The following is a 24,402-nucleotide window of genomic DNA, read 5'->3' as shown; positions in this document are numbered from 1 at the left end:
GTCATGCGATTTTTGTTCAAAACAAGCTATGAGCAGGACATCAATATTGCCAAACACTCTGGCTATTACTGGTCCTATGGGGCACTTCTTTTAATGGTGCTGGCAGTCCCGCATTTTATGGAAGATTACTATGTCGGGCAGATGACGCAGCTTTACATCATGGCGATTGCGGGTGTCGGTTTGATGCTGTTGTCAGGATATACTGGGCTGATCAGTCTGGGACATGCTGCTTTCTTTGGTATTGGTGCCTATACAGAAGCCGTTTTAACCGGCAATGGATTGCAACTTCCCTTCATGGATGAACCATTGGTGTTCTCCTTCTTTGTTGCCTTCCCAATGTCAGGTGTGCTGGCGGCGATCGCCGGTATCGCGATTGGTATTCCGGCGCTTCGCCTTACGGGGATCTATCTTGCAATTGCAACTTTTGCTTTTGCGATCATCATTGAGGAAGTTCTCTCCCGCTGGGAAAGTGTGACCAACGGTTATACAGGACTGCTGGTGGAATCTATCTATGTGGGAGATTTGGATCTCACCGATGGAACCCCATTCTACTATCTCTGTCTCGGGGTCTTGGTTGCAGTGATCCTGTTTTCCCTGAACTTACTGAGATCGGCAACTGGTCGGGCTATGATGGCGGTTCGTGATAGTGAGATTTCTGCTCAAAGCATGGGTGTAAATCTTGCGCAAACCAAAACATTGGCCTTTGCGTTAAGCGCGGGTATCACAGGTTTGGCTGGTGCGCTTTTTGCTCACAAACTCGGGTTCCTTTCACCAGAGAGTTTCACTGTCCTGCAATCGCTTGAACTGCTGGTTCTTGTTGTTGTGGGGGGGCTAGGCTCGTTGCATGGAGCTGTGTTCGGGGCAATGTTCGTATTGGCATTGCCGCAAGCGTTGGCCATTATGAAAGACTACCTGCCTCATTCCATTGCCGAACAACCGGGCTTTGAGCCTCTTATCTTTGGTTTGATTTTGATCTTCTTTGTGGTGTTTGAACCGCTTGGAATTTATGGGCGTTGGCTGAAGGTCAAGCTCTACTTCCAAATGTTCCCGCTCTACAAAAAAGCGACGTTCAAGCGTCAGAAATCCTACATGAAGTCTGAGAGGTTGAGATGACCCTGTTTACTGCAGAAAATCTGGCCATCAACTTTGGCGGCGTGAAGGCCGTGGATGGCGTAAATTTTGAAATTGAAAAAGGTGAATGTTTCACAATTATCGGGCCAAATGGTGCAGGAAAGACAACGATCTTTAACTTGATCAGTCGTATCTATGATGCCTCAGAAGGCCGGATGGTTTTTGATGGGGAGGATATTACAACCGTTCCTCCTCACGAAATTGCGGGACGTGGGATTGCGCGGACATTTCAGAATATTGAATTGTTTGAGCACGCTTCGGTGCTGCAGAACCTGCTCGTGGGGCGTCATTGTCATACCAAGCGTTCTGTTTGGAAAGAAGGTCTCTTCTTCCCTTCTGTGCGCAAGGCTGAGCTTGCTCATCGTGAAAAGGTTGAGGAGGTTATCGATTTTCTTGATCTTCAACACTACCGTGACAGCCTGATTATGAACTTACCTTACGGTGTTCGCAAAGTTGTCGAACTTGGTCGTGCTTTGTGTACAGAACCTAAACTGATCCTGCTGGACGAACCTTCTTCGGGTCTTAATGTGGAAGAGACGCAAGATATGTCCTTCTGGATTGATGACATCAAAAAAGATCTGGGCATCACTGTGTTGATGGTTGAGCACGATATGGGACTTGTTTCGGAAGTTTCTGATCGGGTTCTGGTTCTGAACTATGGGCGTATGCTGGCATATGGCACGCCTCAGGAAGTGCAAAATGATCCTGAAGTGATCAAAGCGTATCTGGGGGGATGACATGAGTGAAGCAATCTTGAAAGTGCGGAACATTGAAACTTATTACGGTCCCATTATGGCGATCCGCGGCGTTTCTCTGGATGTAAAGGAAGGCACGATCGTAACCGTTCTTGGCGCCAATGGCGCCGGCAAGACCACGATTTTGAAAACCATCAGTGGTGTTATGGATCCCCAAAAAGGCAGCGTTGTCTTTGATGGTCAGGAAATTCAAAAAAATGATCCTGACTGGATTATGCGTCAGGGGTTGAGCCATGTCCCTGAGGGGCGGGAAGTGTTTCCGTTCCTGAGTGTTCATGACAATCTGATGATGGGGGCTTATACCCGCAGCAACAAAGACGAGATCGCACAGGATATGGAACTGGTTCACAACTATTTCCCGATCCTGAAGGAACGTGCTGAGCAACCCGCCGGTCAACTTTCCGGTGGTGAGCAACAAATGTTGGCGATCAGTCGCGCGTTAATGGCGCGACCGAAAGTCATGCTGCTGGATGAGCCAAGTCTTGGCCTAAGCCCGCGCCTCGTAAAAGAGATCTTCGGTATCATTAAACGTCTCAATGTTGAACAGGGCATGACCATGCTGTTGGTTGAGCAAAATGCCAACATTGCCCTGCACACAGCCGACTTCGGATATGTGTTGGAAGTTGGACGTATCGTAATGGAAGACACAACCGCAAATCTTCTGGAAAAAGACGATATCAAGGAGTTTTACCTTGGGATGCAGGACCATGGTGTCCGAGGCAAACGTCGCTGGAAGAAGCGGAAAACGTGGCGTTAATTTAAGAGGTTGGGAGAGAAGAAATGAACGCACATAGTTATCCACCGACCTTGATTGACGGTTATGATACGACCATCAAGTTGTTCTGGGATCGGGTGCAGAAGTTTGACCAGAAAATTGCCATGCGTGAGAAAGATCTTGGCATCTGGCGGAGCATTACCTGGGCGGAGTATGGCAGAAAGGCACGCTCCGTTGGCTTGGGATTGGTTTCACTTGGCTTGAAGCGAGGCGAAGTGGTCTCGATCCTCAGCGAAAATAATCCGGAATGGCTCTATTTCGATATGGGAATTCTGGGTGTTGGGGGTGTTAGCAACGGTGTTTACACTACCGACAGTGCCAAGCAGGTTGAGTATCTGTGTATTGATAGCAGTACAAAATACTTTGTGGCCGAAAATGAAGAACAATTGGATAAAATCCTGGAGGTTCGAGGCAACTTGCCAGATCTTCGGAAAATAATTGTTCTTGATATGGATGGTCTTCGGGATTTTTCCGACGATATGGTGATCAGCGTTGATGACCTGTACGCGTTGGGTGAAGCCTATCACAAGGAGCAACCTTCCTTCTGGGAAGAGGAGATTGCGAAATCTCAGGCTTCTGATCTTGCTATTCTGATTTATACGTCAGGGACAACCGGGCCGCCAAAAGGCGCGATGATTGCGCATCGTAATCTAATGTTCCAGATTTCCAATCAGACACCTTTGGTTGGCTTTGGTCCTGATGATGAACAGTTGTCTTTCTTGCCGCTTTGCCATATTGCCGAGCGTGCCTTCACAATTTTCCTGCCTCTGTTTTCAGGATCGGTTGTGAATTTTGTAGAGGGATTGGACACAGTGCCGGAGAATATTCGCGAAGTATCTCCGACAATTTTCTTTGCAGTACCGCGTATCTGGGAAAAATTCTATTCCGCAATTATGCTGCAACTAAGTGATGCAACCACATTGCAGAAAATGGCTTATAAAATGGCCATTGATGCCGGCGGTCGAATTGCGGATTGCAAACTGGAGGGTAAAACTCCAGGTGCGGTGGACAGGATCAAATTCTGGATTGGGGATCATCTGGTTTTGAAGAACCTCAAACGGTTCTTAGGGCTAGACCGGGCACATTACCTAGGAACCGGCGCGGCTCCAATTTCTCCGGATCTGATTAAATGGTATCTTTCCCTTGGGCTGGATATGTATGAAGTCTATGGGCAGACCGAAAATGTTGGCCTCGCAACTTCCAACCTGCCGGATCGGTTCAAAATCGGAACCGTAGGTGCGGCGGCCCCTAATACAGAGGTTTCCATCTCCGAGCAGGGAGAGATACTTTTAAGAGGCCCGCATGTCTTTATGGGGTATCTCAACAAACCTGAGAAGACAGCAGAAACCATCGTCGATGGTTGGCTGCACACAGGGGATGTTGGATATATCGATAATCAGGGATTTGTCAAAATCACTGATCGTATGAAAGATATTATCATTACGGCAGGCGGGAAAAACATCACCCCGTCGGAGATTGAAAACCAACTTAAATTTAGCCCTTATGTATCCGATGCCGTTGTGATTGGTGACAAGCGTAAATATTTGACCTGTCTGGTGATGATAGATCAGGAAAATGTCGAAAAGTTTGCGCAGGATAGAGACGTTCCTTTTACCAACTTCCAAAGCCTGTGTAAGGCAAAAGAGGTTGAGGAACTGATTTGGTCGGAAGTCGAAAAGGTGAATAAGAACTTCGCTCAGGTGGAAACAATCAAGAAATTCCGCCTCATCGACGAGATTTTGACGGCTGAAGATGATGAGCTGACCCCGACAATGAAATTGAAGCGGTCTTTCGTGAATAAGAAATACAAGGAATTGATCGATACCATGTATTGATTGGTGCGGTATCTATTTGAGTTTTCGCTTAAGGCGGGCATATTTAATAGATATAACTATGGGAGGAAGAAAATGAAAAGAAGAAGTTTTGTCCGTTTGGGCCTGACGATGGTGACCGCGCTTGCAGCCGCGGCTACTTTCACAGGGACTGCCCAAGCAACGCAAGGTGTTCATGACGACAAGATTGTGTTGGGCTCTCACCAGCCACTTTCCGGTCCAGTTGCACTGTGGGGGGTGCCGGTGACCAATGGTATCCGTATGGCGGTGGAAGAATATAACGCAGCTGGCGGTATCAATGGCCGTAAACTTGAGTTGATCGTTGAAGATACAGCCTATCAGCAAAATAAAGCCGCTCAAGCGGGTGATAAGCTGTTGAAACGCGATAAAGTTTTCGCGCTTGTTGGTGCGCTTGGCACGCCGATGAATATGGTGACAATGCCACGTGCTCTTAAACAAGGGGTTCTAAACGTATTCCCACTGACAGCCGCGAGCGAAATGTATGAGCCGCTTCATAAGCTCAAATTCTCCAACTTAACCCCTTATTATGATCAGATGCGTGCGGCAGTGAAGTACCTGGTCGAAAATGGCGGCGCGAAAAAAGTTGGTGTTCTGTATCAGGATGATGACTTTGGTAAGAATGTCCTGCGTGGTTGTGCCGATCAAGCAAAAGAAATGGGCCTGCCGGAAGTCGTTGCAACAAACTTCAAGCGCGGCTCTAAAGATTTCTCATCACAGATTGCAAAACTGAAATCTGCAGATGTGGATCTGATTTGTCTGGGTACTATTATTGCGGAAACTTTGGGTAGTGTCGGTACAGCGCGCAAAGTTGGTTACGATGCAAAATTTGTGGTGAGTTCCGCAGGCTACGTTCCGGAGAACATCATGCTGGCCAAAGGTGCGACCGAAGGTATGTATGGTGTAAGTCAAACCCCAATCCCCTATTATGATGAGGCTTCTGATCATGTAAAAGATTGGATGGATCGTTATAAGAAGATGTTCAACAAAGATGCCGTTTTACAGTCAATTGCAGGCTATGAAGCGATGCGTCTTTTTGGTGAAGCACTCAAAAAAGCGGGTCGAGATCTTACTGCTGAAAAAGTTGCTGAAACACTGGAATCCATCAAATCCTTTGAATCACCATTTGGTGGACCAACAGTTGGTTTTTCAGCCGAAGATCACTTAGGTCCAGATCCACGTAACAGCGCAACATTGTTCCAAGTGAGCGGACAACGTTGGAAATCAGTATCGCGCATTAGCTACTAAAAAATTAGTACTTAGGTATTTTAAGACGCCCGGTAGGATATAAGCCTATCGGGCGTTTTTTATTATGACTTACTCGTTGCGTTGACCAATTAGTAACTATTCCTGACTACCTTAGAGCTCCACTGGATTGTTTTATCTCAAATCAAAGCTTTAAGGGGGCTAGGTTATGAGTTTCGTCGCGGAAAAATTCCGTAAGGTCAAATTAGGGCGCAAAAAAAATGCCGATAGTGCGGGGGCAAAATCAGGCATTCGGATGCGTTTATACGCAGCATTTGGGGCGATTGCTCTTTTAACACTGGTTGCTGGACTGGTCGGTTGGACGCAGTTCAATAACTTGGGACAAGCGCTTCAGGATACAACGAATAAGTCTGCGAACTCAATTGAGCTCGCCTACAAACTCTCCCAAAGCGCGGAAGCGGCGGTATCAGTAGTGCCGAATATATTGAAAGCTGATTCCCGAAAAGATTTGGATGTGCAAACAGAAATTGCGAACACTCATCTTGCGGCTCTTGATGAAAATGTTGTTGCGCTGAATGGTGAGGATATAGATTTCGAACTGGTTGGCCAAATTCAGGAAAAAGCTGCGGAACTGGAGACAGGCATCAATGATCTGAAGTCAAGTGTCGAAAAACTTTTGGATCAAGGGGCAGCAGCCCGTGATTTTACAGAAATCACAACGATGCGCCATAAAGAGATTACCGCGATTATCGAACCATATGTCGAAATTCTGCGTCAAAACATGTCAGCGGAAACAACGGATCTGTCGTTTGAAGATAATCTTGAGAAAGTTCAAGAAGGTGTCGTGAAGCTGATTGAACAGGATGTGGAAATTTATGGCCGTGCCATAAATCTTATGAGCAACCTGAATATGAGCGCAGCTCTTCTCAACAGAATGAATGTTGCAACTGATCTCACAACTTTGAAAGAGCTTGAAGACGAATTTACGGTTTACAGTACTCGGTTGAAAATTTCTCTTTTGCTTCCCGATTTTGAAGGGAAGGCCAAGTTATCAGACCTCGCGGTGAAACTCGCTGACTCAGCCGGACGTGAAGGCGGTATTCTCGAAAACCGGCGTGCTTATATTAAAACTCTGGGTGAGGTTCAACAGATCAGCTTTGGGTTAAAGCAAGGCGTAGAAGCTATGTCTGAAGTTGTCGGTAAAATCTCAGAAGAAATTAAAGCAGGCACTGCAGCTGCAATCAAAGCAGCTGATGAGCAGATCACGCAAGGAAAAGTCATACTAGCTACAATTTCTATAGCAAGTCTTGTTTTTGCAGTGTTGATCGCGTGGCTATATGTTGGTCGCAATTTGATGAAACGCCTGAATGCCCTTGTTCGTGACATGACGCAAATTGCCGGCGGAGATTTGAACACAGAAGTTGCTGTTGCAGGAAGTGATGAAATTACAGCTATGGCAACGGCTCTGGTTGGTTTCCGTGATAATGCACGTGAAGCTGAGCAGATGCGTGTCGAAAGTGAACGACAACGTCGAGAGCGCGAAGAGGCTGAACATAAGGCGGAACAGGAAGCGCGTGAAGCTGAAGAACGCGCCCGTGCTGAAAAAGAACGCCTTGAGCAGGAAGCCGAAGTACAACGTAAGGCCGAGCTTACTAAACTTGCTGATGACTTTGAAGGCAGCGTTAAGCACCTGGTTGAAAGTTTCGCTTCAGCGACCACTCAAATGGAAGCAAGTTCTGATGTGATGAGTAATGCTGCCAGTGACACGGAACAACGTTCCGGGTCGGTTTCTGCCGCCTCTGATGTTGCCAGCGCAAGTGTGGATAGCGTTGCAGCCGCGACCGAGGAGCTCACCTCTTCCATTAATGAAATCAGCCGTCAGGTTGGTCAGGCTGCTAATATAGCAAATGGCGCTGTAACGGAAGCTGAGCGTACCAATCAGATGGTGACCAGCCTGAACGAAGCGGCGTCTCGAATTGGCGACGTCGTTGGTTTGATTAATGATATTGCAGGGCAAACAAACTTGCTGGCATTGAACGCAACCATTGAAGCCGCACGTGCGGGGGATGCAGGTAAAGGCTTCGCAGTTGTGGCTAGTGAGGTTAAGAACCTTGCAAGTCAGACAGCCAAGGCTACAGAGGAAATCTCCAGCCAGATCAAAGCCGTGCAGGATGAGACATCCAGTGCGGTAGGAGCAATTGGAAGTATTACTTCCACGATTGGACAGATCAACGAGATTGCGACAAGCATTGCATCTGCAGTGGAAGAGCAGGGCGCGGCGACAGGCGAGATTAGCAGATCTGTCCAGCAAGCGGCCCAAAGTACTCAGGAAGTATCTCGCAATATTGAAGGGGTAAATCAGGCAGCACAGACAACAGGCGCAACCGCCGGTGAAGTCAAACTGGTCTCTGCATCTCTCTCTAAGGAGGTCACGGAACTTGAGGCGGAAGTGAATAACTTCCTTGCTCGAGTGCGCGCCTAAGTAAGAACAAAAAAAACGCCCCTAAGTAATCAGGGGTGTTTTTTATGTTTGCTTTTCTATCCAGGAAGCAATGGCCTGCAGTGTGAACATCTCCATCGCATCATCGGTGGCAACAGTGGTTTTGTGTTTCTCTTCAAGCAGCATGATCATACGCATGTGATTGAGGCTGTCCCACCTTTCAACACTTTCGATAGTATCTTCGTCCGTAAGTTCCGACGTTTCGATCTCCAGGATTTCAGCCAAAACAGATTTAGCAGCATCTATTGACGACATTTCAGTTTCCTTGCCCTTCTTTTTGTATATCTTCACGCGCGAACCATTCTTCGCTTAACAGGCCAAACTCTACAATGTCTTCATATTCTTTATCTCGATTTAGGAAATGCTGCCGGCGAACACCTTCTTTTGTAAAACCCTGCTTCATATAGTTTAAATGAGCTGGGAAATTGCGCCCTCGTACAAATCCACAGACTTTACGCAATTTCACCTTCTTGAACAGAGTATCGAGGAAAATATTTCGAACCTCAAGAACAACATTTTTCCCCCAATATTCCTTATTGCCGATCATGATACTGGTTGTTGCCTGATTGTGCCGTCTGTCTATATAGATGCGAAAGATGCCAACAGGATTACCATTTTCTTTGTCCTGAATGAAAACGGCGTAATTATCCCTATTGTCGTATCGGTTAAACATCTTGCACAGGTTTTCACGTGACAGATCCATTCTGTCATTCATGAAGCGCATGACTTCCTTATCGGAGTACCAAGAAACGACAGCGTCGGTAATGTGTCCGTCCTTGACGGATCGCAGAACATAATTCTTCGTCTCCAGATTTATGTCAGGCCCTTTTGTTTTGTTCATTTGCTAGTGTCCTGTTCAAGGCAGACATTTCTCACATTGTCTCTGTTGATTTTACCCCGGTCTGTTTTTGGAATTTCGGTGACAAAAAACCATTTTTCCGGGATGGCATCTTTGCGAATGAGGGGGGTCATCCATTTTGATAAGGTCGCGCCGTTCAGTTCAGAGCCATCGGTTACAACTGCAGCGGCAACACGCTCGCCACTTATTGGGTCGGGCAGGCCAAAAGTGCACACCTCCTGAATGTTTTCGTGCTTTTCAAGCAGCAGATCAATTTCCTCAGGAAGAATTTTCATGCCCGCTTTATTGATCTCGGATTTTTGGCGGCCGGTAATCCTGATGCTCCCATCCTCTTCAATTTGTCCAATATCACCTGTGTGAAACCATCCTTCTTTCAGGACGTCTGCGGTTAACTCAGGTTGTTTAAAATAACCGTTCATCAAGGAGGGACTCTGTATCAGGAGTTCACCGGTACCTGATTTTGAAATTTCGCCATTTTCAGTATTTTTTACCAAAGCGCTGCCACCCCACACTGATCCAATAAGACCATCAGCATCCGCGCCTTCTTGAAGCGATGTGCCGCCAATCCAGTTTGCGGTTTCTGTAATCCCATACATGTTGTAGACGTTATCGGTCCCGGCCCAGGTAGCAATTTCTTGCCAGAGTTCCAGGGACAAAGGAGCAGAGCCGACATGAAGTCTTTTTAGGGTGCCCTTTTGGGGAGGCTTGGAGAGGCGAAGCGCCATTTTCCAAAATGAAGGAACGGAACTCAGGAAATTGATGTCAAAGTCGTCAATTATTTGTCCCAGTTTTGACAATCCCATTGGAGATTTGTCGCTGAGCAGGACGACATCGCCTCCCACAAGAAGAGGGGTTAATAGATTGCCAATTAATCCATGACCAAAATGGGTTGGAAGGGCACAAAGCGTGCGCTCAAAGTTTTCTTTTCCAATATAAGTTTGGTTAAGCGTAAATCGCGCGAGTAGGGATCTAAACGAATGCTCTACCCCCTTTGGGGTTCCTGTAGTTCCTGACGTAAATAGATACAAAGCGGGGTTGTCGAGGTTGAAAGACGCAGGATAGGCTACGTTACTTTCTTTCAATATCTCCGGAGTGTTTTCACTATCCCGAATGAGCAGGCTGGGCTCGATAAAATCTACCAGATTATTGATTTCATTTTCGGTTGCAGCGGGATTTACACAAGCTGCCGCAGCCCCCAGCGACCAGCTTGCCAGTAAATCAACCACAAATTCAGCACTACCCCCGTGACATATCATAACAATGTCACCGGCTTTCATAACCTTTTCAAACTGCCCTTTTCGGTCTTGAATACGGTTGAGCAGTTCTGTGGCTTTAATAAATTTGCCGTCTTCAGTGGTGGCAATTCGGCCTATGTTCAGGAAACTGTTGAAGAGCATCTTTCTACTTTCTCAGTTTTTGGTTAAATCTGCTTTCGAGGTCATTTGACGGATAGCGAACATCATTTCGAATATATTGGGTCATATGCCGAATAATCCTGGGGTCAGACCAAGGCCCGTCCAGGGGGAGTTCATCTAACAGGGGGCTATCCATGTCTCGCATAAGTTCTTCAGGGTAAAGTGCAAAGGCCTGCTTATGTTTTTTGTGGACAGCTTCAGCGTCTTCAGGCATCTCTCCCTTTGCCGCACTAACGAATAATTCCAAAAGGTTTGATCCAAGTTTATGGGCACATGGAACCGTATGGGTGAGCCGCATATTTGCTTCGATGACTTGAGGAAGACCTTTTCCTCTATCGATTACGTCAAATCCGCCAAATCCATTATAACCGGTTAATGTTACAAAATTGGAAATTACCTTCTGCCATTGAGGGCGATATTGGCCTTCGATCACTGTGCTCGGTCCGCCTTTAAATATTGTTTTTAGGGGTTTGGCGACGGTGTAGCCGAGCAATCGTCCCTGATAGGCTGCGAAAGAAATCGTCATTTCAGTGCCATCCGCAGGTTGCTGGGCCACATATGGGTGAGACGGAGAAGGCGCAGTTGCCGCCTCAAGTGCGCTTCGTACCCAGAGATCCTTTGTGCTTTCCTCAATATACAAAACGCCTTGCCTTCCGATTGAGAGGCTTTCTTTCAGAAAAAAGGGACGAGGGGTCGTTTGGAGGCTGGTATTCAAAGCTTCTGAGCTCTGAATTGTCTCGAACTGTGGGACTGGAAAACCTGCGGCTTCTGCTTTTTCCAGGGAATTTGGCCGCAAAGCATCGTTCACATCTTCGAAAAAAGATCGATCAATAAGTTTTATAAATTTTTTTATTGGATCAGGATGTGCCTTTTCAGAGGATTTGTAATTCGCGCTCATTTTCATGAGTGAATGAATGATAAATTCGTCATTGGTCACCATAAAATCAGGATTGCAATGGTCGATGGCAAAAATCAAAGATGACATAAAACTTCTTTCAGTCATTTTGCCGTTGGTCCTTTTCGCACCATATTTTTGCTTAATCAAACCGCTTTTCATCAAAAGGGTTTCATTTTCGCCAAAAGCAAAACACTCGACATCCAGGAACTTCAGTCTTGAAGGCAGCTTTGCCATACATGCATTGCTGTGAAGATCAACAAGTAATAATCTCATATTTTAGCGCCTGCCGAAGTTTTTCGTTCTTCTCTTTGTCATATCAGAGATATGGTTAACAAGCTGCAAAAGAAGATACATTTCCAAAATTGTTTTATCGATATATATTAATAAATTATAACTTAATAGGGCGCATATTTTTATGTATTTAAAGATGCTTGGTTTATTAGGATTTGGCCTTCTTTTGGCCCGGCCAGTTAATGCCGATATCCCTAAGACTGTAGCACTTGCAACAACAGACTGGTGTCCGTATGCCTGTGATGAGGGCGGCGTAAAAGGCATAGTCCATGAATATCTTGAAACTATATTAGGGAAACATGGTATTGAACTGGTCGTAAGCTCTTACCCTTGGAGTAGGGCGATCGAAGTGGCGCGAAATGATAATGACATAAGCGGCCTTCTAACCGCTGTTTACTCCGAAGCGCCTGATTTTAGAATGACAAAAATTCCAATTGATACATATCAGGTATGTTATATTTCTTTGTCGCAGAACAATTGGAATTACGACGGTCCTTCCTCTTTGAGATCGTTCAATGGCAAGTTAGGCTATGTTGCAAATTATGGTTATGGAGAGCCCACTGATACGTATATTTCCCAGCCTGAGAATAAAAGCCATTTGATAAGTGTGGCCGGTAGTGAAGGGTTGGTTCGTTTAATGAAGCTTCTTAATGCGGGGCGCATTGATACACTTGTGGAAGATATCAATATTGTGAAATGGTATTTGGAACTTGAGCAAAATAATCAAAAAGGAACTGATATCGCTGCTCGCTACCGAATTAACGGGTGCCAGAGTCCTAAACCATTCTTTCTGGCGGTGAATCCAAATGTCTCTTGGGGGGCTGAGTTTCTGGCGTTGCTAGATGGTGAATTTGCCAAACCTCAAAATCGAGACTTGCTCTGGAAGATCAAGGATAAGTACCTCGGGCACAGTATTTATTAATCAGCCAGAAATATCCTTCTGCTGTCTTATTTCCTTTAATGCCTCGTTATAACTGTCAACGATATCTGAGCACTGTGATTTCTTGGAAATTGCCATGTGGACATTTTGATAAAATATCACAGGTCCCGTTGCTTCAATCGCATTCTGATACCCGGCGTCCACGATAAGTTTCTCGCCCAAGTGATGGGGAAGAACAATGAAGTCAACGCGATCAGCAATCAATAGTTCAATAATTTTTTTGGTACCGTTTATGGGTTGAATTAGGGGGCTGTTAGCGGCGAGTTCGTTAAATACCCTCCCATAACTTGAGCCTCTTGAATAGGCGATGCGGAAATTTTTTAAATCACTGACATTTTCAAAAGTTGTGCCCTTTCCTTTTTTCGCGAAGGCGCGGACCTTAAACTGATGAATGGGAGCCGTTAGAATGTATGTCCTTGCTCGGTCTTCGTTGTAATTGAGGGTCGCTATTGCATCAATCGCACCATCTTGCACCATTGATAATTGTCGTTTCCAAGGTATCTCGCTCAGAAATTCAGCTTGAATTTTGAGTTTTTTCAAAATGCTTCGGTGAATATCAAGGGCAATTCCCAGCGCTTTTGAGGACTGCGTGTCATAGGAAAGGGGATACCAATTTTCGGAATAGGCAATCTTCATGCTGCTGCACACTGGCGCAGCAAAAGCCTGCAGTGGCATGGTAATTGATAGTAAGATTAACATGGCAAAGCAGCGAAACATTGCTGTTATCCAATACAAATATCTGACTATTCAAAGTCAGTCTTGACTATAACTTGTTAGTATAATGACAAAAAGTAACATGAAAGTTAACTAAATTAGGCGGCGTGTTACTTCTGGGTGGTGCTGCCAAAGCTCATATGCTCGGTTAGCTAGCAAATAAATTGGCAAAGAAGTTTGAAATAATCTTTTCAATTGTGCCATTGGCTTTGAGTTCCTGAGTGGCGGTCTTCAGCCGTTTGACAATCTCAGTGTCTATTTTGTCCTTGTTGCATATCAGCGCGACAGGAAGGGATTGTATTATCAATGGAGTGCCATATCTCGGTTGTTCGTTTGGAAGAACTTTATAGGCGCTGAAGCGGATGCTTTCCAGTGCCCCCATAATTGCGTCAATCCTATTGTGCTTTAGCATTAAAGAGCTTTGATTATAGTCGGGAGTGGAAACTTTAATGAGCGACGTGTCGCTGTCAAACGGCTCTCCGATGGTCATGCCTTGTGGAACCGCAATTGCCAGCCCCTGCAAGTCTTCATATTCTGAAGGGTTTATCCCTTCACGCGGCAAAATGCCGACCTGCAAATTGTGCCCAATCTCTTCGACAGCTATGAAGTGCTTTCTTGCAAAAGGCGAGTTGGCAGCCAGAATGCAATCAGAATGACCTTCTTTAAGATTATGAATGAGGCGTTTAAGGGGGGGTGGTTCTGCGGTAACCTTGTACCCGGCCTGTTTCAAAATGCTGTTGGCGATTTCATAGTGATAGCCTTCATATCTATTGTCATCGACTAGATAGCTATATGGCTCTTGCCCAATCGTCTGGAGAACAGGTGTTGATTCTTGGGTGAAGGCTGGCGAGGCGAAGCAAAATAAGATCCCGAGAATACCGATCCTCAAACAGCCTGACTTAATCATGGATATCGCCCTTGAATACCAAAACACAGATAGAGGTATTATATCTACCTAACGCTTGAAGGGGAAACATCCAGAATTATAACGGTAGTCGGGCGAAAAAATTACATGAGAGCCAGATGAATGTCACATGCTCGACAATTTTAGTAAGCTCGCTCAATTGCAAAATCGACAGCGCTGATAAGAGCCGCTTTTTCAGGTCCATCAGCAAACAATCCCAAGTTCGCTTTCGCCATGTCACCATATTTCAGTGCGGTGTCAAAAGTACCTCGGATGGTTTGGTGTTTTTCTATGAGGCGCATTGCTTCATCCAAGTCACCGTCATTTTGTTCTTGTTCAATCACGCGGGTCCAGAACGCTTTTTCTTCTTCATCGCCGGCACGGTAGGCCAGAAGAACAGGCATAGTGACTTTGCCTTCACGGAAGTCATCTCCAATGGTTTTTCCCAAGGATTGCTGTTCAGCAGAATAATCAAGTGCATCATCGATAAGCTGAAACGCGATGCCAAGGTTCATGCCAAACTCTTCCAAAGCATCAACCTCATTTTCAGGCCGGTTTGCGACAACGGCGCCAACACGAGTTGCTGCAGCAAAAAGCGCAGCGGTTTTGGCTGCGATAACCTCGAAATAGCTTTCTTCGGTAACATTGATATCACCGACATTCATCAATTGCAGAACTTCACCCTCTGCAATGACAGCTGATGCGTTGGACAGAACACGGAGAACTTCCAGTGAACCATCTTCGACCATCAATTGGAAGGAGCGGCTAAAAAGGAAGTCCCCAACCAGAACGCTGGCCTGGTTCCCCCAAACGGCATTTGCAGTTTCGTTACCGCGGCGAAGATCACTTTCATCGACAACATCATCATGAAGAAGGGTGGCGGTATGAATAAATTCAACGCAGGCCGCGAGCTTCTTCGCGCGATCACCTTCATAACCACAGAGTTTTGCAGCTCCAAGAGTGAGAACAGGGCGTAGACGTTTGCCACCTGCAGCAATCAAATGGCGGGCAAGAACTGGGATCAGTTCCACGTCGCTGTGCATTCGATCCAGAATGATCTGGTTCGTATCTTTCAGATCATCGGCAACAATGTCCATCAAAGGCGTCAAGGACGCATTCAATTGGGATTTGTTACTGTTTTTGTCCAGATTTGGTGAAAGTTCCAAAACCGCCTCACACTTCCTAAAACGCCTTAAGGCAAAACCGCCGAGAGCATAGCTGAACATGCCGCAGGGTCAAGCTACAGTACTAATCCTTGAGCTTTACCCTGAATTATAATTTAATTCACGCAAATTCAACGGGGGTTTAAGCCTTGAAAGAGCTAATTCGTGCAAATGATCCGGTTTTGATTTCCTATCTGGTAGCTGTTCTGAAGGATGAGGGAATCGATGCCGTTATTCTGGATGAGCATACATCCATACTGGAGGGCAGTATTGGTGCCATCCAGCGTCGGGTCGTTGTCGCAGAAGAAGATCTTGAGCGCGCAAAAGTGATTGTAGAGGATTTAGCGCCGGGTGAGGTAAAAGAATAACCCTATGGAGTGGACCAACGATAAGTTTTTGGATGGCAAAATTCAAATTAGGCAACCCAAAAAAGGGTTTCGTGCTGGATCAGACGCTGTCCTATTAGCCGCGTCTGTCAACCGAAGTGCTAAGGTCTCGGTATTGGATGTGGGGACAGGTGTTGGGACTGTTGGCATCTGTATTAAACATCGAATGCCAAAAGCCAGTATTTATGGAATCGAATGTCAGAAGGTGCTGGCAGATCAGGCGTTGGAAAATGCCCGTGCAAATAACTGTGCCGAGGATTTTCATATTCTGAATGTGGATATTGGAGATCGTACAGCATTCAATGGCATGGAAGGACCAAATGATCGCCCTTTCTTGAACGATGTTTTTGATCATGTTGTAACGAACCCTCCCTTTTATGCGGATGGAAAAGCGCAATCTTCTCCTGATCAAATTAAAGCGACAGCCCATGTGGAAGGGGCGGTTGACCTTGAGAGTTGGCTTAAATTCTGTGTCGCCCGGTTAAAGCCCAGAGGGCAAATTTCAGTTATCCATAGAACCGACCGCCTAACAGATATATTGAAAACCTTGGAAAGCCAGTGCGGCAGGTTGACGGTTATTCCGTTGTGGCCAAATAAGGAAACACCTGCCAAACGGGTTATCGTCCAGGGCGTCAAAGAAGATAAGAGTGGAAACATTATTCTTCCTGGCCTTGTGCTCCATGAAAAGAACGGGCAGCCCACTGAAATAAGTGAGCGAATACTTCGTGAAGGTATCGGTTTGGAAGACATCTACAAATAAGGCTTGCGCCTTTAAAATCAGCGATTACTTTTAGATACATGAAAATAAAATCTCTTCTTGAAAAAACACCTTTAAAGCGCTGGATGAAAAAAGATCCAGTGGTTGCTGTTATTGCTCTTCACGGTGTGATTGCACCTGGGGGAGGGAAGTTGCGCGGCGAACATCTGAACCTGATGGGAGTTGCCGGGATTATTAAGGAGGCGTTCGAAACAAAGAACCTTTCTGCGATTGCCTTGTCAATCAACTCACCTGGCGGATCACCGGTTCAGTCAGCCTTAATTGCGAAGCGTATTCGTCAGTTGGCGGATGAGAAGGAAGTTCCCGTATACGCTTTTGCCGAAGATGTGATGGCGTCCGGTGGGTATTGGCTCGGCCTTTGTGCCGATGAGATCTACGCAGATCAGAACTCAATTGTTGGCTCTATCGGTGTGATCTCAGCGGGTTTTGGCTTTACAGGTGCGATGGAGAAGCTTGGGGTGGAGCGGCGCATTTATGCGGCAGGCGACAATAAATCCAAACTTGATCCATTTAGTCCGGAAAAAGAAGATGACATTGAGTGGTTGAAGAAAGTTCAAACCGAAATTCATGAAAACTTCAAGGGTTACGTGAAAGAGCGCCGTGGTGAGCGCCTCAAAAAACGCAAAGATAAAGAGCTCTTCTCAGGGGACGTTTGGACAGGCAAGAAAGCGGAAGAGCTTGGTCTGATTGATGGTATTGCGGATATGAGATCTTTCATGCGCGAAAAATACGGTGAAGACGTGAAGCTTGAACTTCATGAAGGCCGCAAGAGTTGGATCCAGAAAACTCTTGGCCTTGGTAGTCAATCTCTTCCAGGTGTTGCGGTTGGTGCGGCTATTGGTGGGATTCGCGAAGAAGCAAGTTGGCAACGATTTGGCCTCTGATTCGTTCTGATAGCAAGACTAGGCGGGTAAAATGCTCTCACCTTTGAAAATCATATTATTGGCAGTTGTTGTCGGAGCGGTATTTATTATCGCCCGCCAATTTCGCAAAAAAGACGAAAGCGGTGAAATCTCCGCGAATAAGCAGGAAAAAACGACCGATCAGACGACAGAACTGCAAAAATGCCCTGACTGCGGGACCTATGTTGCCGCGATTGAAGATCATGTTTGTGAGAAATGATTTAGAAAAGCAGCCTTTGCTTTGTTGACCCACCGTTTCGTGACCATTATGTTGCAGCGCACTAGCTTTAACAAAAAACATATGGTCAGCTTCAATGTCGACTAGTTCGGCCCCGGTGGCATCTAACTCCTTTCAGGACTTGATCCTGACTTTGCAGCATTTCTGGGCAGATCAGGGATGCGTTATTCTTCAGCCTTATGACATGGAAGTCGGCGCGGGTACATTTCACCCTGCGACAACTTTACGTGCGTTAGGTCCTGAGCCATGGAATGCGGCCTATGTGCAGCCTTCCCGCCGTCCAACCGATGGTCGCTATGGTGAAAACCCGAACCGTGGTCAGCACTATTACCAGTTTCAGGTCATTATGAAGCCGTCACCTGATAATATTCAGGATTTGTATCTTCAAAGCCTTTATGCGCTGGGTATCGACCCAAAGAACCATGATATCCGCTTTGTGGAAGATGACTGGGAAAGCCCAACACTGGGGGCGTGGGGTCTTGGTTGGGAAGTCTGGTGTGACGGCATGGAAGTCAGCCAGTTCACTTACTTCCAGCAAGTTGGTGGTTTTGACTGCTCTCCCGTATCTGGCGAGCTGACATATGGACTGGAGCGTCTTGCCATGTATGTGCAAGGTGTGGATCGTATGTATGACCTCAAGTGGAACAATGAGGGTGTGACTTACGGGGATGTGTTCTTGCAAAACGAGCAGGAAATGTCCGCCTACAACTTTGAGCATTCTGATCCGGAAATTCTGTTCCGCCATTTTGCAGATGCCGAAAAACAGTGCCAACAAGTTTTGGAAGCTGGCTTGGCATTGCCAGCCTATGACCAATGCATGAAAGCAAGCCATGTATTCAACTTGCTTGATGCGCGGGGCGTTATCAGTGTGACAGAACGTGCGGCCTATATTGGCCGTGTGCGTGCGCTTGCCAAAGGTTGTGCCGAACAGTGGTTGCGCAATCGCGGACATCTGAATGAGGAGGAAGCATAATGGCTGAATTTCTGCTTGAGCTTTTCTCTGAAGAGATCCCTGCGCGGATGCAGGTGAAAGCCGCTGATGATCTGGCACGTCTTGTGACATCAGCGCTGAAAGATAAAGGTCTGGAATTTGGAGCAGTAGCGTCTCATTCCACACCGCGCCGTTTGACACTGGTGATCAATGACCTTTCCGTTGCGCAACCTGATAAATCTGAAGAACGCCGCGGTCCACGTGTTGGGGCACCAGAAAAGGCGCTGGAAGGTTTTCTGCGCTCCACTGGTCTCACTCAAGAACAACTAGAAGAACGTGAAACACCAAAAGGCGCGTTCTATTACGCAGTGATTGAAACAAAAGGCGGAAAGACGGCTGATGTGTTGGCTGAAATCCTGCCAGCGGCGCTCTCTAACCTGCCTTGGCCAAAGCCAATGAAATGGTCAGACCATACAGCACGTTGGGTGCGGCCTTTGCATTCCATTCTGTGCCTGTTTGACGGAGAGACACTGCCATTTAGTTGGGAGCACTTAACCTCTTCCAATCAGACATTTGGTCACCGCTTTATGGCACCTGATGCCATCACGGTTACAGGATTTGACGATTACAAAGCAAAACTTCGTAGTGCCTTTGTGGTGCTTGAGCATGATGAGCGAAAATCCATCATCGCCAAAGATGCAGAACGCCTTGCCGCGTCTGAAGACGTTAAACTCATCGAAGATCAGGGACTGCTTGCAGAGGTGGCCGGTCTTGTTGAATGGCCGGAAAGTCTGATCGGGCGCGTAGATCCGCAATTCATGGATGTACCACAAGAAGCTCTTATTTCAGCGATGCGTAGTCATCAGAAGTATTTCTCTCTTTCAGATGATAGCGGGAAAATGGCGCCGTATTTTATTACGGTTGCTAACTTGCGGGCTGAAGATGGTGGCAAGAAAATCACTGCCGGTAATGAGCGTGTGTTAAGCGCGCGTTTATCCGATGCGAAATTTTTCTGGGATCAGGACCGTAAAGGTCGCCTTGAAGATCGTCTTGACCCACTTGATAAAGTGGTGTTCCACGCACGCCTTGGAACGGTTCGGGAAAAGATCTCTCGTATTGTGGCTTTGAGTGAAGCAATTGCGCCATTTGTAGCCGGTGCGGATGTAGAGGATTGCAAACGCGCAGCGCTGCTGTGTAAGGCTGACCTGACCACGGAAATGGTTGGTGAGTTTGCTGACCTTCAGGGTTTGATGGGCCGCTATTATGCGGAACATGATGGTGAAAAACCATCCGTCGCAAAAGCATTGCAGGAACATTACTCCCCGCTTGGGCCAAGTGATACGTGCCCATCCGATCCAGTAAGTGTTGTGGTTGCCTTGGCGGATAAGATCGACACGCTTGTTGGTTTCTTCGCAATGGATGAGAAACCAACAGGTTCAAAGGATCCATACGCGCTTCGCCGTGCGGCGTTGGGTGTTATCCGTCTGGTTCTTGAGAATGGATTGCGCCTGCCGCTTGTAAAGATTTTCAAAACAGCAGATGAATTGCAGATCATTGATGAGAAATTGAATGCTGAAGAGCTTCTTGATTTCTTTGCAGATCGCCTGAAGGTTCACCTGAAAGAAAAAAATGTACGTCACGATTATGTGGCGGCAATCTTTGCACTTGGTGGAACCAGCGATCTAGTCCGTCTGATGGCACAGGTGGATGCGCTTTCATCATTTTTGGACTCAGATGATGGTGCGAACCTTTTGGTGGCGTATCGCCGTGCGGCGAACATTCTTCGAATCGAAGAGAAGAAGGATGACGCCTCATATGATCAGCAGCCTGATGCCGCGTTAATGGCGGAAAGTCAGGAAACTGCCCTATTTAATCGTATTGAAGAAGTACTGCCTATGCTTGGCGCTGCACTTGGGAATGACGAATTTGATGTTGCGTTTAAAGCAGCGGCAACTTTGCGTAAACCAGTTGATGACTTCTTTGATGATGTGATTGTGAACGCGGATGATGCGAACGTCCGCGTGAACAGACTTCGCCTGTTGTCGAGCATTCGTAATGCGCTCGACCAATTGGCGGACCTTTCGAAAATCGAAGGCTAATAATTACTAGCAAGTGAAAGTGAACGGAACGATGACGAAGTGGGTTTATTCCTTTGGAGATGGAACCGCAGACGGACAGGCTGATATGAGAAACCTGCTCGGCGGTAAAGGTGCCAACCTCGCCGAGATGAGTAATCTGGGCTTGCCGGTTCCTTCGGGCTTTACCATTTCAACGGAAGTTTGTACTGCCTATTACGATAATGATGAGAAGTATCCAGAAGATCTGGCGGATCAAGTATCAGCGGCGGTAGATAAAATCGAAGATTCAGTTGGTGGTCGTTTTGGTGACAAAGAGCAACCTCTTCTTGTTTCTGTTCGTTCCGGTGCTCGCGCTTCAATGCCGGGGATGATGGACACGGTTTTGAACCTTGGTCTGAACGACGACACAGTCGCTGGACTTGCTGTACAATCTGGCGATAAACGCTTTGCATACGACAGCTACCGTCGTTTTATCCAGATGTATTCAGATGTTGTGTTGGGTGTTGAACATCACCACTTTGAAGAATTGCTGGAAATTCTGAAAGAAGAAAATGGCTACATTCTGGATACGGACCTTTCCGCAGATGATTGGGAAAATCTGGTGGGTCAGTATAAAGCCAAAGTTCAGGAAGAGCTGGGCCGTCCGTTCCCGCAAGATGTAAATGATCAGCTTTGGGGTGCTATTACCGCTGTGTTTGGTTCCTGGATGAACCAACGTGCGATTAAATATCGCCGTCTACATGATATTCCTGCTGAATGGGGTACAGCCGTTAATGTTCAGGCCATGGTGTTTGGCAATATGGGCGATGATAGTGCAACTGGTGTTGCCTTTACCCGTAACCCATCGACTGGCGAAAAACGCTTCTACGGTGAATTCCTTGTAAACGCGCAGGGTGAAGATGTTGTGGCCGGTATCCGTACCCCACAGAACCTGACGAAGGAAGCGCGCGAAGAAGCAGGCGATGATGCACCTTCCATGGAAGAGTTGTTCCCATCCGTCTTTACACAGCTTGTTGAGGTTTACCACAAACTGGAAGATCACTACCGCGATATGCAGGACATTGAATTTACTGTCCAGCAGGGCAAGCTCTGGATGCTTCAAACCCGTTCAGGTAAACGTACAGCGAAAGCGGCCTTGAAGATCGCAGTGGACATGGTGGAAGAGGGGATGATTACCCGCGAAGAAGCAATTGAGCGTATTGAGCCTTCTTCACTGGACCAGCTATTACACCCTACACTTGATCCAGATGCTGAAAGAAACATTATCGCGCGTGGTTTGCCAGCATCCCCGGGTGCTGCATCAGGTGAAATTGTTTTCAACAGTGATGAAGCCGAGAAACTGGCTGCGGAAGGCAAATCAGTTATTTTGGTTCGGATTGAAACCAGTCCTGAAGATATTCATGGCATGCACGCCGCAAAAGGTATTCTAACCAGCCGTGGTGGTATGACTTCACACGCTGCTGTGGTTGCCCGTGGCATGGGCCGTGCCTGTGTGTCCGGTGCTGGTTCCATCAACATTGATTACCGCGAAGAGACCATGTCCGTTCTTGGTCAGACCTTCAATAAGGGTGACATTATTACAATTGACGGCGGTACTGGTGAAGTCATGCTGGGATCTGTTGATATGATCCTGCCAGAGCTTTCAGGTACATTCGGTACTTTGATGGCATGGGCGGACGAAATTCGCCGTCTTCGTGTCCGTACAAATGCGGAAACACCACTTGATGCAGAAACAGCCCGTAAATTTGGTGCGGAAGGCATTGGTCTTTGCCGGACAGAACACATGTTTTTTGACGCAGACCGCATCGTTGCTGTTCGCCAGATGATCCTCGCAGATACACTGGATGAGCGGGAAGAGGCTTTAGCGAAACTTCTGCCAGTGCAGAAAGCAGATTTTGTGGAGCTGTTCCGTATTATGTCTGGTCTGCCAGTAACAGTTCGTCTACTGGATCCACCACTTCATGAATTCCTGCCAAAAACTGATGAAGAAATTGACGACCTGGCTAAAGCCTTGGGTGCGGATGCTAAAAAACTTCGTCACCGTGCACTTCAACTGCATGAGTTTAATCCGATGTTGGGACACCGTGGTTGTCGATTAGGTATTTCTTATCCGGAAATATATGAAATGCAGGCACGTGCCATTTTGGAAGCCGCCGCAGAAGTGAGTAAAGAGCTTGGAGAGACTGTGATCCCGGAGATCATGATCCCGCTTGTTGCAACAGAGAAAGAACTGGAAATTCTGAAAGGGAAGATTGAGGCGGTTGCAGCTACAATCGAAGAAGAGAGCGGTGCCTCTGTGGAATACCTTATTGGTACAATGATTGAGCTTCCACGTGCAGCCTTGCAGGCAGGGCAGATTGCCAATCAGGCTGAATTCTTCTCATTTGGGACGAATGACCTGACTCAGACAACCTACGGTATCAGCCGTGACGATTCAGGGTCTTTCCTTGAAGACTATATTACACAAGGTATTTACGACACTGATCCGTTTGTCTCCTTGGACCGAGACGGTGTTGGTGAGCTCGTAAAACTGGCTGCGGAACGTGGCCGTGTGACACGTGAAGATATCAAACTTGGTATCTGCGGTGAGCATGGCGGCGACCCATCCAGTATCGATTTCTGTGAAACAATTGGGCTGGATTACGTGTCCTGTTCTCCGTACCGTGTGCCGATTGCACGTCTTGCGGCTGCTCAGGCAGCCCTCGGTATGACCCGTGTTTCAGAGGCGTAAAACATTTGGCTAATTAAAGGAGAGGCCGGTATTTATGCCGGCCTTTTTTTTCTTTAAAATAAAATTAGTAAATTTGTATATAAACTTTGAGGATAGGGGGTTTGCTCATTTTGTAGAGAGTTTTAGTTATGCCCATACTGTCAATAAAATACATAACTCGAACCTGTTCAATATTGTTTATCGCATTCGCTTTTTTCCTCGGCATACCCGTATCTCAGGCCAAAGATACATCCACCTGGCCAGTTTTGAAGGTGGCGTCTTTCTCAATTCCACCTCTTTTACATATAGCAGAAGATGGGAGTTTTTCTGGCACAGTTGGAGAAACGGTGTTGGCTATCTGCGAAAATGCTGAGATCATGTGTGAGGTGCAGGTTGTCCCGTTGTCCAGAGCCTATCAGATGGTGAGGAAAGGGGTGGCGGATGCACTTATTACTTTGGACTTTGGACAATTAAAGGATTGCTGTACGGCGAGTAAATGGTTCTCCCCCTGGTCTGCCGGCGTCTATAGTTACGTCCCTTATCGGGAGTCCCCAAGCAAAGAAGAAGATATGTTCGATCAGCATCTCTTGGTCGTAAACGGTATGAAATCCCCTTATCTCTTTATGCCTAATCTGGATCAGAATGCTAAAGAAAATAAAATTCGCCTGTCGAAGGCGAAAGATATCAAAACGGCAGTTTCCATGTTTTTGAAAGGTCGTGTGCCAAATCTTTGGGGATCTGATGATTTCAGGTGGTACATGGACCGCATGGGAAACAATAGAAAACTGTCCTTCACCCCGCTTGTGACCAAGCCAATTGTTCTTTGGGTCAATAATTCGAGGGCTGATCTTCTAGAAAAATTCAATCATGCTTTCAAAAACCTTGCTGATGCAGGGATGTTTGACGGGAAATATCTGCTCCGCGAAGATGTGATGAAAACGCATTATAAAGACGCCCCGTTTGAAAATTAGAAACGGG

At 46.7% G+C, this 24,402-nt stretch carries 22 protein-coding genes; 15 read left to right on the top strand and 7 right to left on the bottom strand.

Annotated elements, in window-relative coordinates; translation table 11 throughout:
• Positions 1-3 precede the first annotated feature (3 nt).
• The 6 genes from GUA87_RS13745 (at position 4) to GUA87_RS13720 (ending at position 8,199) form a co-directional block, all read left to right on the top strand.
• The gene (locus tag GUA87_RS13745) at positions 4-1,113 is read left to right on the top strand and encodes a branched-chain amino acid ABC transporter permease (protein WP_193717177.1); all 1,110 of its coding nucleotides are present in this window, start codon (positions 4-6) and stop codon (positions 1,111-1,113) included.
• Positions 1,110-1,868: an ABC transporter ATP-binding protein gene (locus GUA87_RS13740; protein ID WP_193717176.1), complete on the top strand. Its 759-nt coding sequence runs from the start codon at positions 1,110-1,112 to the stop codon at positions 1,866-1,868. Before GUA87_RS13745 ends, GUA87_RS13740 begins: the two co-directional genes overlap by 4 nt.
• Position 1,869: 1 nt before the next feature.
• Positions 1,870-2,643, top strand: a complete 774-nt coding sequence (locus tag GUA87_RS13735) for an ABC transporter ATP-binding protein (RefSeq protein ID WP_193717175.1) — start codon at positions 1,870-1,872, stop codon at positions 2,641-2,643.
• Positions 2,644-2,666: 23 nt separating this feature from the next.
• Entirely contained in the window at positions 2,667-4,496 is a 1,830-nt protein-coding gene (locus GUA87_RS13730) for an AMP-dependent synthetase/ligase (RefSeq protein WP_193717174.1), read from the top strand.
• 72 nt (positions 4,497-4,568) lie between these two features.
• The gene (locus tag GUA87_RS13725; RefSeq protein ID WP_193717173.1) at positions 4,569-5,759 is read left to right on the top strand and encodes an ABC transporter substrate-binding protein; all 1,191 of its coding nucleotides are present in this window, start codon (positions 4,569-4,571) and stop codon (positions 5,757-5,759) included.
• Between the two features lie 166 nt (positions 5,760-5,925).
• Positions 5,926-8,199, top strand: coding sequence for a methyl-accepting chemotaxis protein (locus GUA87_RS13720; protein WP_193717172.1), 2,274 nt, complete (start codon positions 5,926-5,928; stop codon positions 8,197-8,199).
• Between the two features lie 42 nt (positions 8,200-8,241).
• Here GUA87_RS13720 and GUA87_RS13715 read toward each other — a convergent pair whose 3' ends face one another.
• Genes GUA87_RS13715 through GUA87_RS13700 form a run of 4 tightly spaced genes read right to left on the bottom strand, consistent with a single transcriptional unit; the run spans position 8,242 to position 11,662 of the window.
• Positions 8,242-8,472: an acyl carrier protein gene (locus GUA87_RS13715; RefSeq protein WP_193717171.1), complete on the bottom strand. Its 231-nt coding sequence runs from the start codon at positions 8,470-8,472 to the stop codon at positions 8,242-8,244.
• A 1-nt stretch (position 8,473) separates the two neighbouring features.
• The gene (locus GUA87_RS13710) at positions 8,474-9,058 is read right to left on the bottom strand and encodes a GNAT family N-acetyltransferase (protein ID WP_193717170.1); all 585 of its coding nucleotides are present in this window, start codon (positions 9,056-9,058) and stop codon (positions 8,474-8,476) included.
• A complete protein-coding gene (locus GUA87_RS13705) occupies positions 9,055-10,473 on the bottom strand; it encodes a class I adenylate-forming enzyme family protein (protein WP_193717169.1) in 1,419 nt (472 codons plus the stop codon). Before GUA87_RS13705 ends, GUA87_RS13710 begins: the two co-directional genes overlap by 4 nt.
• A gap of 4 nt (positions 10,474-10,477) precedes the next feature.
• Positions 10,478-11,662 carry a hypothetical protein gene (locus tag GUA87_RS13700; protein WP_193717168.1) on the bottom strand — a complete coding sequence of 395 codons (1,185 nt, stop codon included), beginning with the start codon at positions 11,660-11,662 and terminating at the stop codon, positions 10,478-10,480.
• 142 nt (positions 11,663-11,804) lie between these two features.
• On the opposite strand from GUA87_RS13700, the gene GUA87_RS13695 reads away from it, so the two are divergent.
• Positions 11,805-12,602, top strand: coding sequence for a hypothetical protein (locus tag GUA87_RS13695; RefSeq protein WP_193717167.1), 798 nt, complete (start codon positions 11,805-11,807; stop codon positions 12,600-12,602).
• On the opposite strand, the gene GUA87_RS13690 is transcribed toward GUA87_RS13695, so the two are convergent.
• The 3 genes from GUA87_RS13690 to GUA87_RS13680 form a co-directional block, all read right to left on the bottom strand.
• Positions 12,603-13,337, bottom strand: coding sequence for a substrate-binding periplasmic protein (locus GUA87_RS13690; RefSeq protein ID WP_193717166.1), 735 nt, complete (start codon positions 13,335-13,337; stop codon positions 12,603-12,605).
• Positions 13,338-13,482: 145 nt separating this feature from the next.
• A complete protein-coding gene (locus tag GUA87_RS13685; RefSeq protein WP_193717165.1) occupies positions 13,483-14,241 on the bottom strand; it encodes a substrate-binding periplasmic protein in 759 nt (252 codons plus the stop codon).
• 140 nt (positions 14,242-14,381) lie between these two features.
• Positions 14,382-15,464, bottom strand: coding sequence for a polyprenyl synthetase family protein (locus GUA87_RS13680; protein ID WP_193717164.1), 1,083 nt, complete (start codon positions 15,462-15,464; stop codon positions 14,382-14,384).
• An 86-nt stretch (positions 15,465-15,550) separates the two neighbouring features.
• Here GUA87_RS13680 and GUA87_RS13675 point away from each other — a divergent pair, with 86 nt between their 5' ends.
• The 8 genes from GUA87_RS13675 to GUA87_RS13640 all read left to right on the top strand — a co-directional run bounded on the left by GUA87_RS13675 (position 15,551) and on the right by GUA87_RS13640 (position 24,395).
• Positions 15,551-15,769: a DUF2007 domain-containing protein gene (locus GUA87_RS13675; RefSeq protein WP_193717163.1), complete on the top strand. Its 219-nt coding sequence runs from the start codon at positions 15,551-15,553 to the stop codon at positions 15,767-15,769.
• Positions 15,770-15,773: 4 nt separating this feature from the next.
• The gene (locus tag GUA87_RS13670) at positions 15,774-16,547 is read left to right on the top strand and encodes a tRNA1(Val) (adenine(37)-N6)-methyltransferase (RefSeq protein ID WP_193717162.1); all 774 of its coding nucleotides are present in this window, start codon (positions 15,774-15,776) and stop codon (positions 16,545-16,547) included.
• 83 nt (positions 16,548-16,630) lie between these two features.
• Positions 16,631-17,449, top strand: coding sequence for a S49 family peptidase (locus GUA87_RS13665; RefSeq protein ID WP_227712005.1), 819 nt, complete (start codon positions 16,631-16,633; stop codon positions 17,447-17,449).
• 31 nt (positions 17,450-17,480) lie between these two features.
• Positions 17,481-17,687 (top strand): hypothetical protein, encoded by a 207-nt coding sequence (locus GUA87_RS13660; RefSeq protein WP_193717160.1) that lies wholly within the window; start codon positions 17,481-17,483, stop codon positions 17,685-17,687.
• Between the two features lie 94 nt (positions 17,688-17,781).
• The gene (locus tag GUA87_RS13655; RefSeq protein ID WP_193717159.1) at positions 17,782-18,678 is read left to right on the top strand and encodes a glycine--tRNA ligase subunit alpha; all 897 of its coding nucleotides are present in this window, start codon (positions 17,782-17,784) and stop codon (positions 18,676-18,678) included.
• Positions 18,678-20,735 (top strand): glycine--tRNA ligase subunit beta, encoded by a 2,058-nt coding sequence (gene glyS, locus GUA87_RS13650; protein ID WP_193717158.1) that lies wholly within the window; start codon positions 18,678-18,680, stop codon positions 20,733-20,735. The genes GUA87_RS13655 and glyS overlap by 1 nt, the downstream gene beginning before the upstream one ends.
• A 31-nt stretch (positions 20,736-20,766) precedes the next feature.
• Entirely contained in the window at positions 20,767-23,445 is a 2,679-nt protein-coding gene (ppdK, locus tag GUA87_RS13645; protein ID WP_193717157.1) for a pyruvate, phosphate dikinase, read from the top strand.
• A 329-nt stretch (positions 23,446-23,774) separates the two neighbouring features.
• Positions 23,775-24,395: a hypothetical protein gene (locus tag GUA87_RS13640; protein ID WP_193717156.1), complete on the top strand. Its 621-nt coding sequence runs from the start codon at positions 23,775-23,777 to the stop codon at positions 24,393-24,395.
• Positions 24,396-24,402: the final 7 nt, after the last annotated feature.

This window comes from Sneathiella sp. P13V-1, from assembly GCF_015143595.1.
Taxonomy (GTDB): Bacteria; Pseudomonadota; Alphaproteobacteria; order Sneathiellales; family Sneathiellaceae; genus Sneathiella.
The sequence above is the reverse complement of the archived record's forward strand: the minus strand, read 5'-3'. Positions and strand labels throughout refer to the sequence as shown.